Consider the following 16,955-nt stretch of genomic DNA (forward strand, 5'->3'; position numbering starts at 1 on the left):
GCCGGGAAGGGTTCATTTTCATTCCATCCTTTGGCCATTGACCATCGGAAGCCGCAAAAAACCACCCCGCGCATTGCGCGGGGTGGTTTTTTGCTTTATGGTTCTGCTCCAGAGGGGGTGTGTGCAATCCATCCGGGGAGACGGTTACGCTTTTCTCTGGGCAGCCATTGCCTGGAGTTCAGGCCGGAATTCTTCTACCAGTTTGGCTTCCGCCTTGGCCCCTTTGGACAGGGCGTTGTAGATGATTTCAGCCATTTCATAACGGGTCATGGTCCGTTCGCCGTGATACTTGCCGTCTTCGTATCCCTGGACGATGTCATTCCCTGCCAGCCGGCTTACGGCTTCGTAAGCCCAGTGGTTGGCCGGTACATCCGGGAAGTCCTTGGACAGGCTGGGGTTCAGCACGCCCAGCAGGGCATCCAGCCGATTCTGCAGGTTGGTCACCTGTTTGGCCAGAGCGGCATTGGTGGCTTCCGCCTTTTCCAGCCGCTTGCTGCTCTTGCCCAGCTTGAAGGACACGCCGCCGCCGATCATGTTTTCCCCATTGCCGAAGCTGGTGGAAACATTCAGCATCACCCGGTCCGTAGGCCGGTAGAACACGCCCAGGGCCCCGGCAGTTTCACTGCGGTAGTTGCCCACAGCCGCTGCCACGCTGACCTTGGAATCTTCATCGAAGTCCATGGGGTGCAGGTTGGCCATAGCCGCTGCGTTGGCCCCCACTTTATCGATCCGGTTGTCCAGGTTGTCCACCCGGGTTTCCACCCGGTCTACGCGATTTTCCACAGTGGAGACTCTCTGGTTGGTTGCATGCAGCTGGCCGCCGTTCACCGCATCGGTGCTGCCTTCAGCAATGGTCCCGTCCGCCACGTTGGTGATCTTCTGGTCGTTGGCATTGATGCCGTTTTCGTTAATGTAGGTCTTGTCCCCTACCTTGTAGGACTTGGCCGTCACATCGCCGGCTACGGTAGCGTTGCCGCCTACAGAGAGATCCTTTTCCATGGTGACGTCATCCTTGAAGGTGGACTTGCCAGCCACTTCCAGGGTGCCATCCAGCTGGGTATTGCCCATCACGTGCAGGTCCTTGTTCACATCCACATAATCCGCCTTTGCCTTGCCGGTTTCCAGGGTGTTCCCGGAAATGGTGGTCTTGGTGATGGATCCTTCTCCAATAGCCGCTGCATGCTCGGTATTTTCAAAGGTGGTCCCGGCGTCCGTGGTGGTCACGCTGGTCTTGGTAGCATCGTCGCCAGTCCCAGAACTTACGGTGGTATTCACATACCCCTTTTCTGCATCCTTCAGAATGTCGATGATGTTCCCGCTGACCAGCTTCTGTTCCGACTTGGTGGCCGTATCCGTCACCGTGTTGGATCCGCCGCTGTTGTTCTTCACCAGGCTGGTGAAGCCGTTGGCCTTCTGGCTGCGGCTGGAGAAGTCGCCGCTGGCAGTATCGGTGATCTTGGTGGTGTCTTCCGAAACGGTCTGCACATTGTTCAGGGACTTCACGGAGTTTCCGCTGCTGTCCACTTTCTTCAGGGACGTATTCACACTGCCGGCCAGCTGACTCAGGGTACTGGTGCTGGTCCCATCGGTAACAATGTTGATGTCCTTGTCAGCCGTCTTGGAAGAAGAGTTGCTGTTGGCTCCATCCACCACAGATTCGGCAATCTTGCTGGTGGTCATGGTCCGGCTCACGTTTTCACCCACTTTATCCTTGATGGACTTGGTGGCCGTATTTTCGATTTCCGCTGCGGAATTGCTGAGTTTTTCCGCTGCGGTATTGGTGATGTTCTTGGCACTGTTGCTCAAGGTTTCAGAAGCCGTGTTGGTGATGTTTTTGGCATCATTGGCGATCGTACCGTTCTTAGCCGTGTTGGTGATATCTTTTGCCGTCTGGGTGACGCCAGTGCTGTTGGTGCCATCCGTTACGGCGCTGCCGATGAACGGGTTGGCTGCATCGTCGAGGTTCTTGATAACGTCGATGAAACTGCCGCCGCTTACCAGGGCATCTTCCATCTTAGTAGCTGTCTTAGACGTAGCGCTGTACTGGGTATCGCTGGCTTTGATCAGCTGTTCCGATTTGTCTACGGTGTTGCTGCTGTTGTTGACCTTGGCTCCGTCGGTAATGGAGGAAGCGAGGCTTCCGGCATTCTGGTTCACCACGGTGGTATTGGTACCGTCGGTTACGGAGGAAGCGATCTGATCTGCTTTCTGCAGGTCGTTGGATGTATTGGTTCCATCCGTAATGTTGGTATTGGTCTGACCGGCAATGGTGTCGATGGTGGTCTTCTGGCTACCATCAATCAGCTGGGATTTTTCTTCGGCTGCACCGCGGAGATAGGAAGCTTTCTTGCCATCGGCCTGGCTCATTTCTTCCGTGGTCTGGTAGGACAGCTGGGTGGAAGTATTGAAACCGTACTCGTTGGAAACCTTGCTGATAATGGAGCTGGAAGCATCGGTTTCCACATCCAGAGCCTTGTTGGTGATCTTGTTCCGGGCTTCGTTGGTGATGTTTTCCGCCGTCAGTCTGCTGTCGCCAGTCACCGTGGTGGTCTGGCTGCCGCCCACCGTAGTGCTCAGGTTGGCTTTATAGTCTTCCGTTACATCGCCGGTCACAGTCGTAGTCTGTTTTCCAGTGATGGTATTGGTCTGGTCACCGTTCACCGTGTGTTTTTCTTCTCCGGTGATGGTGGTTTCCAGTCCGCCATTGTAGTTTTCCGTGGCCTTGCCGGTCACAGTTTCGGTCAAGGTCCCGCCTACCGTATGAGTTTCATTGCCGCCCACCGTAGTGGTCATATCGCCGGTGGCAGTATTCACCAGATCTTTGGATATGTTGGAAATGGTTCCCTGTTCCGCCGTATGAGTGATATCCTGAGTCCCCTGTTCTACCGAGGTGCTGTTGGCGCCGTCCCTCACCGTGCTATTCATTTTATTCACAGTTTGATCGATCTTGGAATAAATTTCATCAGAAGTTTTGATTTCCTGGAGGATCTGATCGATTTTCTGCCGGAAGGTGGAAGTCTTGGCGGAATCTCCGGAGCCTTCGGTGATTACATCGCTGGATTCCGTTGCCGACTGGAAGGCCACGTTGGTCTTGTCCCCGTCCTTTACGGTATCAGTCATGGTGTACTTGTTGTCCGTACCCTGGCTCATAGTGGATTCTGCATACGCCGTCGGGTTATCGCCAGTATTCGAAAGTTTCTGGCTGATGCTGTCGGCAGTAACAGTGCTCTTGCCGATGGAATCATCATCTTTCGCCCAGGTATTGCTGCCTTTTTCATCGAAGGTAGAGGCACTGGCCTTAGTTTCACCCGTTGCCGCATCCATCTTCAGATTCATGGACTGAGTCTTTCCACCGTTGATGGTGGTGTAGTTGTTTGCATCCACCGTACTGGAAAGAGTCTTAGCATCAAAGACTCCATTGACTGTGAGGTCTTTGTCTACGGTCAGGTTGCCGCCAATCGTAGCGTTGCCCGTAGTTTCCAGCGTTCCCGTTTCCACAGCGCCGGTGGTCTTGATGGTTCCGGCTCCTACATCCAGTCCGGTGCCGGTAATCTGGCCGCCGCTGATAGCGCCAGTCCCAACATTCAAGCTCTTGCCGGTGATGTCCCCGGTCACAGCAAGGTTGCCGCCTACTGTCGCATTATGGTTGACCGTCAATGTATCGGTAGTTGCATTGCCGGTATTGGTCAGACCATTGGAAGAGAGGGTCCCGCCTACCGATGCATTGCCGGTAGTGGTCAGGGAACCGAAAGCGCCGGTAGTGCCGGTGATGGTGGTGCCTGTAATAGCGCCGCCGTTGATGTCTCCGCCCTGGGTATTCAGGCTGGTACCGGTAATGGCTTTACCCGAAATATCTCCTGTCGCAACGATATCATGGGCATTGATATTGCCGGTTGTAGTCAGATCTCCATTCTGGAGGGAAGCTACACCGTCTGTCAATTTATTTCCGGTGATGGTACCGCTGCCTGCATTGATATTACCGCCGTTGGTACGGAGTGCCCCTCCCTGGGTGTTGATATTTCCGCCGCCGGTCTGGATTACACCGCCATTGGTCTTGATGGAACCACCCTTGGTTGCCACGTTGCCAGCGGTATCCACGGTGAACTTGCCATCGGCCCCTTTGATGCTGCCGTCCGCATTGAGAGCGGCTTTGGCTGCTGCAGCCGTATCTCCACCGGCATAGAATCCCTTGGCATTCTGGACGGTGCTGTTCAGGCCTACTTTGATCCCGTTTTCACTGAGGGTAATCTGGTTGTTACCACCTTTGTTCATCACCAGAGTCGTTGCCGCTTTTTTGGAAGTGGTGACTGTCCCATCCTCTCCCACACTGGTGGTGTTCTTTTGCAGTACATTGTCCTGGTCCAGGCTCAATCCATTGTTCACCGCTTTCGCCAATTCGGTATCCGCTGCCACACGGCCGGCCAGTTCATTGGCATCCGCCTGACTCAGGGCGTTGAATCCAGCAGCCATATTCTGGTTTATGGTATTGACACTCTGCACCAGATTGTCATTGACAGCCTGGATTACCTTGTCCTGTGCCTTGTCCGCACCGATCCGGGCTGCGGTTTCGCTGGCCAGGGCGGCATCCAGGTTGGTCACGTTTTCGCCGATGGTCTTATTGGCTTTCACGATGGCCCCATCCTGTACGGCGGCATCGGCCTTGCTCACATACTTGTCGGAAGTCTGTTGTTCCAGATATTCCTTCACATTGGTAATCCGGGTATTCAGCGCTGTATCGCCAGCTTCACGGGCAGCCGTTTCCGTATTAAGGTCACTCTGCAGCTGATTCGTGGTTTTGTGGATTTCAATGGCTTCGTTCGTAATCCGTTCGTTCAGTTCATTGTCTTTCGCTTCCCGGGCCGCTGCTTCGTTGGCATCTGCCTGGTTCAAGGCAGTGAATCCATCAGACACATTCTTGTTGATGGTAGTGACGCTCTGCACCAGATTGTCATTCACAGCCTGGATCACCTTGTCCTGGGCTTTATCGGCACCGATCCGGGCGGCGGTTTCTTTGGCCAGAGCCGCATCCAGGTTGGTGACATTTTCGCCGATGGTGTTGGCTGCTTTGACGATGGCTCCGTCCTGTACGGCGGCATCGGCCTTGCTCACATACTTGTCGGAAGTCTGTTGTTCCAGATATTCCTTCACATTGGTAATCCGGGTATTCAGCGCTGTATCGCCAGCTTCACGGGCAGCCGTTTCCGTATTAAGGTCACTCTGCAGCTGATTCGTGGTTTTGTGGATTTCAATGGCTTCGTTCGTAATCCGTTCGTTCAGTTCATTGTCTTTCGCTTCCCGGGCCGCTGCTTCGTTGGCATCTGCCTGGTTCAAGGCAGTGAATCCATCAGACACATTCTTGTTGATGGTAGTGACGCTCTGCACCAGATTGTCATTCACAGCCTGGATCACCTTGTCCTGGGCTTTATCGGCACCGATCCGGGCGGCGGTTTCTTTGGCCAGAGCCGCATCCAGGTTGGTGACATTTTCGCCGATGGTGTTGGCTGCTTTGACGATGGCTCCGTCCTGTACGGCGGCATCGGCCTTGCTCACATACTTGTCGGAAGTCTGTTGTTCCAGATATTCCTTCACATTGGTGATGCGGGTATCCAGTTCAGCCGCTTTGCGATACGTGTATTTTCTGGCTGCTTCAATCTGCGCATCCTTGCCATCCTTGGTATAGACTTCTACCGCCGTCTTGGAAGTCGACGATTCAACCTTCGTGGTGCCATCCGCCGCAAAAGACGTCCCTCCTGCAGAGACAATGCTGAAAAATACGGCCAGAGCCGCAGCGGTCTGTGCCACTTTCTTCCGTCCCACGGCACGGCGTCCGTCTTTGGACTGGCCTTTGGCCAGTTCGGAAACCACCATGTACATGCCCCGTGTTTTGTTCCAGATCACTTTATAAATCCTGTTCATAAAGCCACACCCCTTTTCTTGAACTCTCCTGTTTTTTCATTTTCATGCATCTTTTGGTGGGTTTCCCATGCGCGCTTTGGTCTCCCCGTTACCTTCAGTTTACCAAAATCCCTGAAATTTCCAATTATCCCTTGGTATACTCTTTTGAATTTCCGGAGTATACTTTTGTATAAGAACGTTCGTCCGTATATACAATACGATTTGCTTCACTCTTCAGTTTTCTTAAATCGTTCTCATTTGAGTTCTTTGGAATTTTATACAGGAATCCAGTGTTTTACTTTGGGAAGGAAGCCCCGCGTCCGGAACTTCTTTCTCTTTGTTCTGCTAAAGCATATCATGGATTTCAAAACTTTTTTTTCGAAAATCACGAAAGGGTCATTTTTTGTCCCGAAAATATTTTTCTGACTTTTCTTTTTCTTTGTTCTTGATTCAAAGACATTTTAATCTCCTTTTCATGCAAAAAAACCGCCCTTTCAGGGCGGAGATTTTCCAAGACTGTCCGGACTGGGTATAATAGGAGTGAGTAAATTGGTACAGACCCATGGAAAGGAAGTGAACAGCATGCTGCATATTGCCATTTGTGATGATCAGCAGGACCAGATCCAGAAGATCCGGGAAGCTGCAGAGAAATACTTCCAGAACCGCAAAGAAAATATGAGCTGCCAGACCTTTGAAAACGCTTTTGCCTTTGTGGAAGCGGTGGACAAGGGGGCCCTGTTCGATATTGTGCTGTTGGATGTGTGCATGCCCGGGATTTTGGGCACCGATGTGGCCCGGGAGCTCCGGGACCACCACAGCCGGGCGGAAATCATTTTTCTCACCACCAGCGACGAATTTGCCGTGGAAGCTTTTGAGGTGAAAGCCACGGATTATCTCCTGAAGCCCTTTACCCAGGCCCAGTTCGCCAAGGCCATGGACCGTGCCATTGCCTACATCCGCCAGCGGAACAGCGCCAAGGTGATCTTCCGGCTGGTGGGCGGAGGCGTCCGGGTGGAAGAAATCGCCCAGATCCTGTTCCTGGAAAGCCACGGCCATGTGCTGGAGATATACCTGGCTGACGGCAGTACCCTGGAAACCCGGAAATCCGGCCAGGACATGAAGGCGGACCTGGACAAAATCGCCCCTGGTCAGTTCGTATCCCCCAACAAAGGCTATCTGGTGAACCTGGGCGCCATCCACCTGATCAAAACCGATTACGTAGAGATCCAGGGCCATCAGATTCCCCTGGGAAAGCGGAAGTACCGGGAGTTCCAGGAGCAGTATTTCCAGTATATGTTTGGGACGAAGTAAAAACCCCCTAATCCCCCACTCCCTTCGCTCCCATATCCACCTGGAGATAGGTGAGGAACCAGCCTTCTTTTTGTTGACAGAGGACACTGGCTCCGTATTTGTCCCGGAACCGGGCCAGGGATTTCATGCCGATGCCGTGGCCTTTTACTTTGGTCACCGGCAGGCCCTCTTCGTCCAGGGCCACCGGGGCATCGAACAGGTTCTTCACCAAAATGTTCAGCATGTCCCCCTGACGCCGGGCCAGTACGGTAATGTTCCGCCGGTCTTCCGGCTGCTTCCTGCTGGCGATCAGGGCGTTTTCCACCAGGTTGGACAGCACAATGGACAGATCCCCGCTGCAGTTCAGATTCTGGGGCAGGTCCACGGACACGGTGATGGGAATCCCTTCTTCCCGGGCCCGGGACAGATACACCGTAAGGGCCGCATTGATCAGGGGATTCTGGCAGTACTGGGACAGCTTGGTGCTGTTGAATTCTTCTCCCAGTTCTTCAATATAGGTGAGCACCTCCACCCGGTCCTTTTGCCGGACCAGATCCAGCAGCTGGTCGATATGGTCCCGTTTTTCCCGGTAGATGGCTTCCAGCCGCTGCCGGGATTCTTTTGACATCTTTACATAGTTGGCCGCGGACACCACCTGCTGCTGGAGCCGGTGATTTTCCTCGTAGGCGCTGATCTCATCATACACTTCCTGCTGGCCCCGGCGGATGGCAGACATCATTAGGAGTACTACAATCATCAGCAGGATCCGGGCACCCATCAGATCGAAATACCGTTCCTGGGAATCATACACACTCACATACAGAGTATCCACCGCCAGCAGCATGGGGATGATGGTGGTGCTCCGCCAGAACCGGCGGGTGGCCGCTTCCTGGAAATGGCTGAAGGTGCGGGTAAAGAACCGGAGGAGGACGGGGAAGGCAATCAGGCATTCTCCCCCATAGAACAGGATCTGCCAGAAATACATGGAAGCAAAGTCACTTGCCGGCCAGAAATACAGGAAAAAGTGACGGAGGAAGGTATAAAAGCAGCTGGAAAACAGGATCCGGAAGGAAAGGATGAACAGATGGCCCACCCAGTACTTCCGGGTGACCCAGAAGCACAGCAGGAACTGGGGGATCCATATAAGGTACCCTATGGCCCAGTAGGCGGCAGAGACAGAAGGGAACAGTCCGGACCGGACCAGCCCCACTGTCAGGGCCGTTTCCGCCACTGCCAGGACCACCCAGGCCCGGCAGAAAGGCTTTTTCTTTTCTTCTTCCAGAAATCCCCAGAAAGGCAGGATCTCCAGCAGATAGAAGGGCTGAAGCACCAGGATGTAGACCAAGGCCACGGCCGTGGTTTCCAGGATGGGAGTCACTTGTCCGCCACCTCTTTCCGCAGCTTCAGCAGGTGTTTTTCCGCTTCTTCAAATTCCCCGTTTTCCGCCAGTTCCGCCAGCATCCGCAGCTGATGCCGGCTGTCATGGCGGAGAATGGCCAGTTCCTGCTGTTCTTTCCGCAGGGAAACGGCGTAACTGTTGATGTCATTGAGCCGTCCCTGGAGCTGGAGATTCTGTTCCTTCAGATGGAACATTTTCTGCACCTGCTCCAGCCCGCCCCGGATGGTCAGGACCAGGAACAAAGCCACCAGCACCAGCATCCCCAGGGTGATCAGAGTATAGATCTGGAGTCCCGGCTGGAACAGATCCTGGGGGGTCAGGATGAAATACCCCTGATTGGCATGGTAGTAGCACAGCAGCAGAGGCACAGGCCCCAGGTAAGGCCAGAAGGCGGACCGGGGAGACGTGAGCTGTTCCGGGGTGAACAGCCGCCCGATGATTTTCAGGGCCAGGGGCATCCCCAGAAGGAACAGGACCAGATAGATGATGAAATAAGGCAGTACCCGGCCAATGTGCCAGGAATCGGGCAGGAACAGTTTGAAGGCTTCCAGGGACAGGGTATGGACAAAGATCATATAAATGGCCTGGAGCCCCAGCACAAACAGATGCCGGAACCAGAACGGCCGGATGGTGAACACCAGGAGCAGCAAATGGGGCAGATAGCAGAACAGGTACAGGAACTGGAACATGCCGCTTTCCAGCTTCAGCGCTCCCCGGCTGAAAAGAGCCGCCAGGAGCAGGAATTCCAGGAAAAAGATCCACAGATGTCCCAGGAGCAGCACCTTCCGCCGGTGGGGACCGGCCACGGACCGGAAGGGATAGTACCGGAGATAAGCCGGAGGCAGCAGGGAAAAACAGAACAGGAATACAGTGGCAAAAGCATAACCCATGGCAGAAATCACCTCCGGAATTCATTAATTGTAATTATGACGAAAAGAGAAAAAGATGTCAAACACAAAAAAAGCCCGCCACCAAAGTGACGGGCCGGTCTGGCGTCTGGAGCTACTGATAGGATTCGAACCTACGACCCTCTCATTACGAATGAGATGCTCTACCAGCTGAGCTACAGTAGCATTGAACAGGGAAATTATATCATATCCCCGGGGATTGTTCAAGAGGCTGTTGCACAGGCAACAGTCATTGACCATTGACCGCTTTTACAACTGGATCAGTCGGAAATCACACTGGTTCATATCCAGCATCCGGGCTGCCAGGCGCTTGCCTCTTTCCAGGTCGGCGGTAAAACATACTTCTGCCCGGCCCAGGCCCACTTCCCGGTCCAGATGGCGGGCTTTCAGGTCTTCCATGGCTGCCTGGACCGTCCGTTCCGCCGGATCCAGGATGGTGACCCCGGGTCCAAAGGCTTCCCGGATTTCCTTTTCCACAAAGGGATAATGGGTGCAGGACAGCATCACCGTATCCACCTTATGTTCTTTCAGCTTGTCCGTATATTCCTTGATGGCTGCCGCCAGTTCCGGGCTGCCGAATTTCTCTCCTTCGATCAGGGGAACGAATTTGGGGCACCCCTGGCCGAACACCTGGATTTCTGGATCCATTTCCTGGATTTCCTTTTTATGGGCCCCGGAAGCCACAGTGAAATCGGTGGCCAGAAAGCCCACCCGTTTGTTCTTCGTGACCCCTTCCACCATATGGGCGCCTTTTTTCATGCCGATCACGGAAAAATCGTACCCGTTTTTGATTACCTCGGTGCCCAGCACCGTAATGGTGTTGCAGGCCACCACCAGCTGTTTGATGTTCCGCCGGTTCAGCCAGGCGGTCATTTCGCTGACGAACTGCTGGATTTCTTCCCGGGGCCGGTTCCCATAGGGAGTCCGGGCGGTATCCCCGATAAAAATGAACCGTTCATGGGGCATTTTCTGCTGGAGCCATTTCAGGACGGTCAATCCGCCCACCCCGGAATCAATGACGCCAATGGGATCTAATCTGTTCATGGAACCCTCCTTGCCTGTATTTGTGCCGTTAAACCACTTTAGGAAAGTATATTATACCACGAATAAGGGGGTGTTGCACATTGCGTGCAATACCCCCTTTTCTGTCAGCGGACTGCTGACGGGGTTGTTGCGCCGGCAACAGCCCCTTTTTTCACCCATTCAAATACTCCAGCGCAAACTGGACCTCTATCCCCGTCCCGTTAGGCAGCACGTCTTCGTCCACTTCGAAGGCGGGATGATGATGGACGCAGCAGATGCCTTTTTCTTTGTTCCGGGCTCCCAGGAACATAAACACGCCGGGTACTTTTTCCATGAACACGGAAAAATCTTCCGCACCCATCTGTTTTTCCATGGGCACCAGGGCTTTTTCTCCCATGATCCGGGCCACGGCTTTCCGGCCGCAATCGTTCAGGTCTTTGTGCTCGTTGATGAGAGGGGCAGGACCGAAGAAATAGGTGCAGTCCACCTGGCAGCCCAGCCCTTCTCCAAAGGCCCGGGCCACTTTTTCGATTTTCTGGGGCAGGGTCTTCCGGAATTCTTTGTTGAAGGTCCGGGTGGTACCCACCAGCTGGACAGAACGGGCCAGCTGGCCCTTCTCCCCCTCGCTGTTCATCATACCCACCGTAAGCACAAAGGTGTTTTCCGGGTCGTTCTGCCGGCTCACCAGCTGCTGGAGCCCCATGACTACGGAGGCAGACGCTGCCAGGGGATCCGCCCCCTGTTCCGGGGCGTCAGAAGGGGCCGGTTTCCCGGTAAGAGTAATGGTGAACCGGTCGCTGCAGGCCATCCGCTCCCCGTCTTCCAGATTGGCGGTACCGGCGTCCAGCAAGGCCCAGATGTGCATGCCGAAAATGGCATCCACCTGATCCAGACAGCCTTTCTCCACGTAATGGCGGGATTCGGTACCGATTTCTTCCCCCATCTGGAACAGCAGCTTCACCTGGCCCGGAAAAGCATCCCGATGGGCGCTGAGGATTTTTGCTGCTCCCAGGAGCATGGCCGTATGGCAGTCGTGGCCACAGGCGTGCATGACCCCGGGATGCTGGGAGGCATAGGGTTTGGTCAGGTCCGCTTCCTGGATGGGCAAGGCGTCGATATCCGCCCGGAGCATCAGGGTCTTCCCCGGGCCTTTGGCTCCCTGGATGGTGCCGATGCACCCGGTGATATCCGGGAAGGTCTGGACCGGGATCCCCATTTTTTCCAGTTCCGCGGCAATGTGGGCGGTGGTTTCCTTTTCTTCCCGGCCCAGTTCCGGATGGGCATGGAGCCAGTGCCGTTGTGCCAGGATATAGTCTTTTTCGCCGGCCGCCAAGGCTTTCACATCCATCAGCAGGCGCCTCCTTCCGGCAGCAGAGTCAGTTCGCTGCGGCAGTCAAAGGTTTCTGCCGTGCGCCGGACCAGGTTCTTCAGTTTGTCCACCATGTCCATGAGCAGTTCGTCGTCATAGGCCCGGAGGCAGCCGGTCAGCTGCACCTTGTCGCAGACGATGTTGAACTGTTTCCCGGCCTTGACGCTTTCAAAACCCAGGACCAGAGGCCGCAGGGGATTGTTCACCCGGCTCACCAGGGTCTGGGCCGCCTGGATCACCGCTGAAGCCGCCACAATGGCATCCTTCCCCAGATGGGGCGTGGATCCATGGGCCGAAACCCCATGGACCGTAATGGTAAAGTCGATTTCCTTTTCCGTATCTTTCAGTAAACCCATAAGCGTTTGTCCTTTCCACAAGAGGGTCTGCTGCAGAAAGCAGCAGACCCTTGTCAGCGGTCAGCTGTAAACGGTCAACGGCCGATGGCAAGAACCCGCAGATGTGGGTTCTTCTAAACAAAGACGCCGCGGCCGCGGCTAACCCACCACCATTGCGCAAGCGCAACGGTCCCCCGCCCTTGCAAAGGGCGGATACATGGCACGTTGGGCTTGCGCTCCTGTGCTCCAGGCAAGAGCCAGAGGCCCGGGCGTATATCCGCCCTTTTCAAGGGCAATGGTCCCCCGTCCTTGCTAAGGCAGATATATGGCACATTGGGCTTGCACTCTTGTGCTCCAGGCAAGGACCAGAGGCCCGGGCGTATATCCGCCCTTTTCAAGGGCAATGCACCCCCGTTCTTCCAAGGGGCGGATAGATAGCACACCGGCCTTACGCTCTTGTGCTCCAGGCAAGGACCAGAGGCCCGAGCGTATATCCGCCCTTTTCAAGGGCGGGGGACCAGCCGCAAGGCTGGTGGTGGGTTAGCAGCCAACGGCTGCGTTTCCTTTCCAGGAACCTGCCGTGGCAGGTTCCCTCCATCAGCCATTGACAATTGACCATTGACCGCCTTTACAGATAAATCCCCCCGCCAGGGCCCAGGGGCAGGTTGAACAGCACCCAGGCTGCCAGAAGCAGGCCCCAGGCAATGGCGAATGCAAAGGAATAAGGAATCATGTTGGCAATGATGGTCCCCATGCCGATGTCCTTTTCATACTTCCGGGCAAACCCCAAAATCAGCGGGAAATAGGAGAACAGCGGGGACAGAGGGTTGGTCAGGGAATCCCCGATCCGGTAGGCCACCTGGGTCAGGGCCGGGTCGTACCCCATGAGCATCATCATGGGCACCATCACCGGCGCCAGGATGGCCCATTTGGCGGAAGCGGAACCGATGAACATGTTGATGATGCAGGAAACCACGATCAGCCCGTAGATCAGGGGCAGGCCGGTGATATTGGCCGCCTTCAGTCCTTCTGCCCCTTTGATGGCCAGCACCACACCGATGTTGGACCAGGCAAAGTAGCTGGTGAACTGGGCACAGAAGAAGCACAGCACAATGTAGGAGGAAATGTCCTTGAAAGCCTGGGAAATATCCGCCCACATGTCCTTGTCGTTTTTGTACTTGCCGGAAGCAAACCCGTAGACCACCCCGGGCACAAACAGCACCAGGGTCACCATCAGGATGATGCCGGTCATAAAGGGAGATTTGGGGTTCATGATGGAATGGGTCTTGGGATCACCCAGGAGAGGATCCGCTCCCACGCACATGAGCCCGATCACAACAAGGGTAATGAGCCCGGCCAACAGGGCCTTGTTCACGGCCTTCTTTTTCCGGTCCGTCATTTCCGCAATGGATTCATCCAGTTCATACTGGGTCAGATCCGTGCCGGCAAACCGGGGGGCCATGATCTTTTCCGTGACGAAGGTCCCCACCAGGGCCAGCAGGAAGCAGGAAACAAACAGGAAATAATAGTTGATGGCAGGGGACTGCTGGTAGGACGGGTCGATCATCTTGGCCGCCGCTTCCGTAAACCCGTAGGCCAGGGAATCACTCATCCCCAGCATTACATTGGCGCAGAACCCGGCCGCCACACTGGCGAACCCGCAGAACACCCCCAACAGCGGATGCCGGCCCATGCTCAGGAAGATCACCCCGGCCACCGGAGGCAGCACCACAAAGGCCGCATCCCCGGCCACGTTGCCGTTGATGCCGATGAAGATGATCACAAAGGTGACCACAGCCGGTGCCGCATCCCCCAGCATTTTCTGCATGAAAGCCGCCAGGAAGCCGCTTTTCTCAGCCACCCCGGAGCCGATGACACACACCAGCACCATGGCCAGCGGAGCGAAGTTGGCAAAGTTGGAAACCGCCTTACTCCAAATCATCCGGAAGCCGTCCACCGACAGCAGGTTCACGATCTTGATGACCTTCCCAGTGCCGGGATGGGTGGCCGATACCCCTGCCGCCCCCAATACGGCAGACAGCACAATGACCACAATGGCCAGCAGTACAAACAGAGACACCGGATCCGGCAGTTTGTTGCCGGCCCGTTCGATGACGTTCAGGAAACGGTCCATAAGGCTTTTCTTCGTCTTTTCCTGGGTCCCATTCATAGTAACAACATCCTTTCCTAGAAATTCGCTTTTTCCAGTACAATAAAGAGAGCATGACACAATACTTATGGGAAAAAGTATAGTTTCATTATAAGCAAATTTCTATGGAAAATCCATGTTTTCGCTATGAAAATACTGTATACATATTTTATGTTGTTTCGAACTTTGATTATAATTTTACTTTTAATATTCGGTTATGGCCGTTCCAGTCCCGGTTCCGCCATTCCTTTCAGGGCCAGCAGCTTCCGCCACAGCGGATAGATGACATTTTCCGGGGTTTCCGGATAGGCGGTTTGAGGCAGGTCCAGGATGGGCACCCAGTGGGCGGAGGTGACTTCCTGGGACAGGTGGAAGGGCTGTTTCCGGACAAAGCCCAGATACCCGTGCATGAGCATCTGGCCCTTGCTGAACCAGTAGGTCCCTTCCGGAATCATTTTTTCCAGGGTCAGCCCCAGTTCCTCCTTCACTTCCCGGTGGGCGGTCTCTTCCGCCGTTTCTCCCGGCATAATGAAGCCGGAGGTGATGCTTTCATATTTCTGGGACAGGTGGGGCTGTTTGCACAGGACCACTTCGTCGTATTCATTGCAGAGCAGGATGATGATGCAGCTGTAGAAAAAATCGAACCAGTACCGCTGGCAGACCGGACAGAAAGGGACCAGTCCTTCATCCCCGGCCGGTTTGGGCTGGAGACGGGAGCCGCAGGTGGGACAGTATTCAAAATGCATGGGATTTCCTCCTTTGTTCATACAAGGTTAGCATACCCAACCCGGGAAACCCTGTCAAGTTTTTTCGCCGCCCCCATCCAAACCTGCTATAATGGAAGGCAATGAAAGGGAGGTTTTATCCATGTTGGACAACAAAGTCAGAGACCTGATCAACGAACAGGTCACCAAGGAATTTTATTCTGCCTATCTGTATCTGGATTTTGCCAACTATTATCAGGAAAAGGGGCTGGACGGCTTCGCCCACTGGTTCGACATCCAGGCCCAGGAAGAACGGGACCATGCCATGCTCATGCGGACCTACCTGCAGAACAACGACGCCCCGGTGGTCTTCGGCACCATCGACAAACCGGACATGACCTACAAGAAACTGGACGACGCCCTGAAAGCCGCCCTGAAACACGAACAGTTCATCACCGGCTGCATCAACAAGATCTACGCAGCCGCCGACAAAGCCAAGGATTACCGGACCATGCAGTTCTTCGACTGGTTCGTGAAGGAACAGGGAGAAGAAGAAAAGAACGTCAGCGACCTGATCAAGAAATTCGAACTTTTCGGCAGCGACCCCAAAGGGCTCTACGCCCTGAACCAGGAACTCCTGGCCAGAGTCTACGCCGCACCGACCCTGGTGCCTTGAGAAAAAGGGGGTGCTGCACAGAACGTGCAGCACCCCCTTTTCCATTTGACCCTGCTACCCGTTCCGCTCTATAATGGTTCCATCTCTGCACCAAGAAAGGATGGTTCTCCATGTCCCCTGAAACGTTTCTTGCGATCCTCACCCGGGCCGGCCGGCTGAAAACCGCCACCCGCCACTGCTGGACGGCTCCCGGCCGGCAGGAAAGCGTGGCGGACCATTCCTGGCGGATGGCTCTCATGGCCCTCCTGCTGTCCCATGAGCCGGAATTCCGGGAGCTGGATCTGGACCGGGTGATCCGGATGTGCCTGATCCACGACCTGGGGGAAGCCTTTACCGGGGACATCCCCACCTTTGCCAAAGGGGACCGGGACCGGGCGGCAGAACAGGACTGCTGGGACAGATGGCTGGCCGCCTTTCCGGAAGGAAACCGGCAGGAATGGCAGGCCCTCTTGGAGGAAATGGAAGCCCAGGAAACCCAGGAAGCCAAACTGTACAAGGCCCTGGACAAACTGGAAGCGGTGATCAGCCACAACGAATCAGACCGGGACACCTGGCTGCCCCTGGAATATGACCTCCAGTTCACCTACCCGGAAAAAGCCGTCCAGTTCTCCTCCTGGCTGAAGGAACTGAAACAGGCAGTGGACACTTGGACCAGGGAAAAAATAAGAGAAAATATATGAAAAGGGAGTGTTGCACATTCTGTACAACACTCCCGTTTCAATGAAACAACCTCAGCAGCACATTCAGCACCACACTGACCACAATGCAGGTGACCACCGGGAAATAGAAACTCCCGTGCCTGCCGGTAATATGAATATCCCCGGGCAGATGGCCCAGGGGGAACAGATTGGACCCGAATTCCATGACAAGGCCGGCAACCACCAGCAGCAGCCCCAGGCCGATCAGCATTCTTCCCATATTTTCATCCCCTGTTGTTTTTGTTTCTATTGTACCATGTTCTTCCCGGTTTCTCCTTTGAAATCAATGACCCCAACGATGTAGGGGCTCACCGCAGGCAAGCCCGTCCCGGCCGCCCAAAGGGCCGCAAATTCAAAAGCAGATGCCCCCACATCTGGTATTCATCCGCCGCTGACACAAAAAAATTCCGCATCCATCAGATGCGGAATTTTCCTAACCGGCAGCTCCCTATCCTCCCGGACCGTTTCCAGTCGAGTACTTTCGGCGTATAAGGGCTTAACTGCTGTGT

At 54.8% G+C, this 16,955-nt stretch carries 12 protein-coding genes and 1 tRNA gene; 3 read left to right on the forward strand and 10 right to left on the reverse strand.

Annotated elements, in window-relative coordinates; all coding sequences use genetic code 11:
• Positions 1–144 precede the first annotated feature (144 nt).
• Positions 145–5,916, reverse strand: coding sequence for an ESPR-type extended signal peptide-containing protein (locus ACTQY1_RS10810; RefSeq protein ID WP_441374186.1), 5,772 nt, complete (start codon positions 5,914–5,916; stop codon positions 145–147).
• Positions 5,917–6,444: 528 nt separating this feature from the next.
• Between ACTQY1_RS10810 and ACTQY1_RS10815 the strand changes: the two genes are divergently transcribed.
• Positions 6,445–7,206, forward strand: coding sequence for a LytR/AlgR family response regulator transcription factor (locus tag ACTQY1_RS10815; protein WP_022487835.1), 762 nt, complete (start codon positions 6,445–6,447; stop codon positions 7,204–7,206).
• A 7-nt stretch (positions 7,207–7,213) separates the two neighbouring features.
• Here the strand turns inward: ACTQY1_RS10815 and ACTQY1_RS10820 are convergent, their stop codons facing one another.
• The 8 genes from ACTQY1_RS10820 to ACTQY1_RS10855 all read right to left on the reverse strand — a co-directional run bounded on the left by ACTQY1_RS10820 (position 7,214) and on the right by ACTQY1_RS10855 (position 15,114).
• Positions 7,214–8,563 (reverse strand): sensor histidine kinase, encoded by a 1,350-nt coding sequence (locus ACTQY1_RS10820; RefSeq protein ID WP_441374187.1) that lies wholly within the window; start codon positions 8,561–8,563, stop codon positions 7,214–7,216.
• Positions 8,560–9,474 (reverse strand): hypothetical protein, encoded by a 915-nt coding sequence (locus ACTQY1_RS10825; protein WP_279125975.1) that lies wholly within the window; start codon positions 9,472–9,474, stop codon positions 8,560–8,562. Before ACTQY1_RS10825 ends, ACTQY1_RS10820 begins: the two co-directional genes overlap by 4 nt.
• 107 nt (positions 9,475–9,581) lie before the next feature.
• A tRNA-Thr gene (locus ACTQY1_RS10830) sits at positions 9,582–9,657 on the reverse strand.
• An 84-nt stretch (positions 9,658–9,741) separates the two neighbouring features.
• Positions 9,742–10,536, reverse strand: coding sequence for a glutamate racemase (murI, locus tag ACTQY1_RS10835; protein ID WP_022487838.1), 795 nt, complete (start codon positions 10,534–10,536; stop codon positions 9,742–9,744).
• Positions 10,537–10,687: 151 nt separating this feature from the next.
• Positions 10,688–11,863 (reverse strand): M20 metallopeptidase family protein, encoded by a 1,176-nt coding sequence (locus ACTQY1_RS10840; RefSeq protein ID WP_022487839.1) that lies wholly within the window; start codon positions 11,861–11,863, stop codon positions 10,688–10,690.
• Positions 11,863–12,240, reverse strand: a complete 378-nt coding sequence (locus ACTQY1_RS10845; RefSeq protein WP_022487840.1) for a peptidase dimerization domain-containing protein — start codon at positions 12,238–12,240, stop codon at positions 11,863–11,865. Before ACTQY1_RS10845 ends, ACTQY1_RS10840 begins: the two co-directional genes overlap by 1 nt.
• Positions 12,241–12,847: 607 nt before the next feature.
• A complete protein-coding gene (locus ACTQY1_RS10850) occupies positions 12,848–14,389 on the reverse strand; it encodes an AbgT family transporter (RefSeq protein WP_022487841.1) in 1,542 nt (513 codons plus the stop codon).
• Between the two features lie 194 nt (positions 14,390–14,583).
• The gene (locus ACTQY1_RS10855) at positions 14,584–15,114 is read right to left on the reverse strand and encodes an NAD(+) diphosphatase (RefSeq protein WP_022487842.1); all 531 of its coding nucleotides are present in this window, start codon (positions 15,112–15,114) and stop codon (positions 14,584–14,586) included.
• A gap of 121 nt (positions 15,115–15,235) precedes the next feature.
• Between ACTQY1_RS10855 and ACTQY1_RS10860 the strand changes: the two genes are divergently transcribed.
• Both ACTQY1_RS10860 and ACTQY1_RS10865 read left to right on the forward strand, forming a co-directional pair.
• Positions 15,236–15,748: a ferritin gene (locus ACTQY1_RS10860; RefSeq protein WP_022487843.1), complete on the forward strand. Its 513-nt coding sequence runs from the start codon at positions 15,236–15,238 to the stop codon at positions 15,746–15,748.
• A 110-nt stretch (positions 15,749–15,858) separates the two neighbouring features.
• Positions 15,859–16,428, forward strand: coding sequence for an HD domain-containing protein (locus tag ACTQY1_RS10865; RefSeq protein ID WP_022487844.1), 570 nt, complete (start codon positions 15,859–15,861; stop codon positions 16,426–16,428).
• Between the two features lie 37 nt (positions 16,429–16,465).
• Here the strand turns inward: ACTQY1_RS10865 and ACTQY1_RS10870 are convergent, their stop codons facing one another.
• Complete coding sequence (locus ACTQY1_RS10870) at positions 16,466–16,666, reverse strand: DUF2905 domain-containing protein (protein WP_022487845.1); 201 nt, start codon at positions 16,664–16,666, stop codon at positions 16,466–16,468.
• Positions 16,667–16,955 lie beyond the last annotated feature (289 nt).

This window comes from Acidaminococcus sp. HCP3S3_G9_1, assembly GCF_052122455.1.
Taxonomy (GTDB): Bacteria; Bacillota; Negativicutes; order Acidaminococcales; family Acidaminococcaceae; genus Acidaminococcus.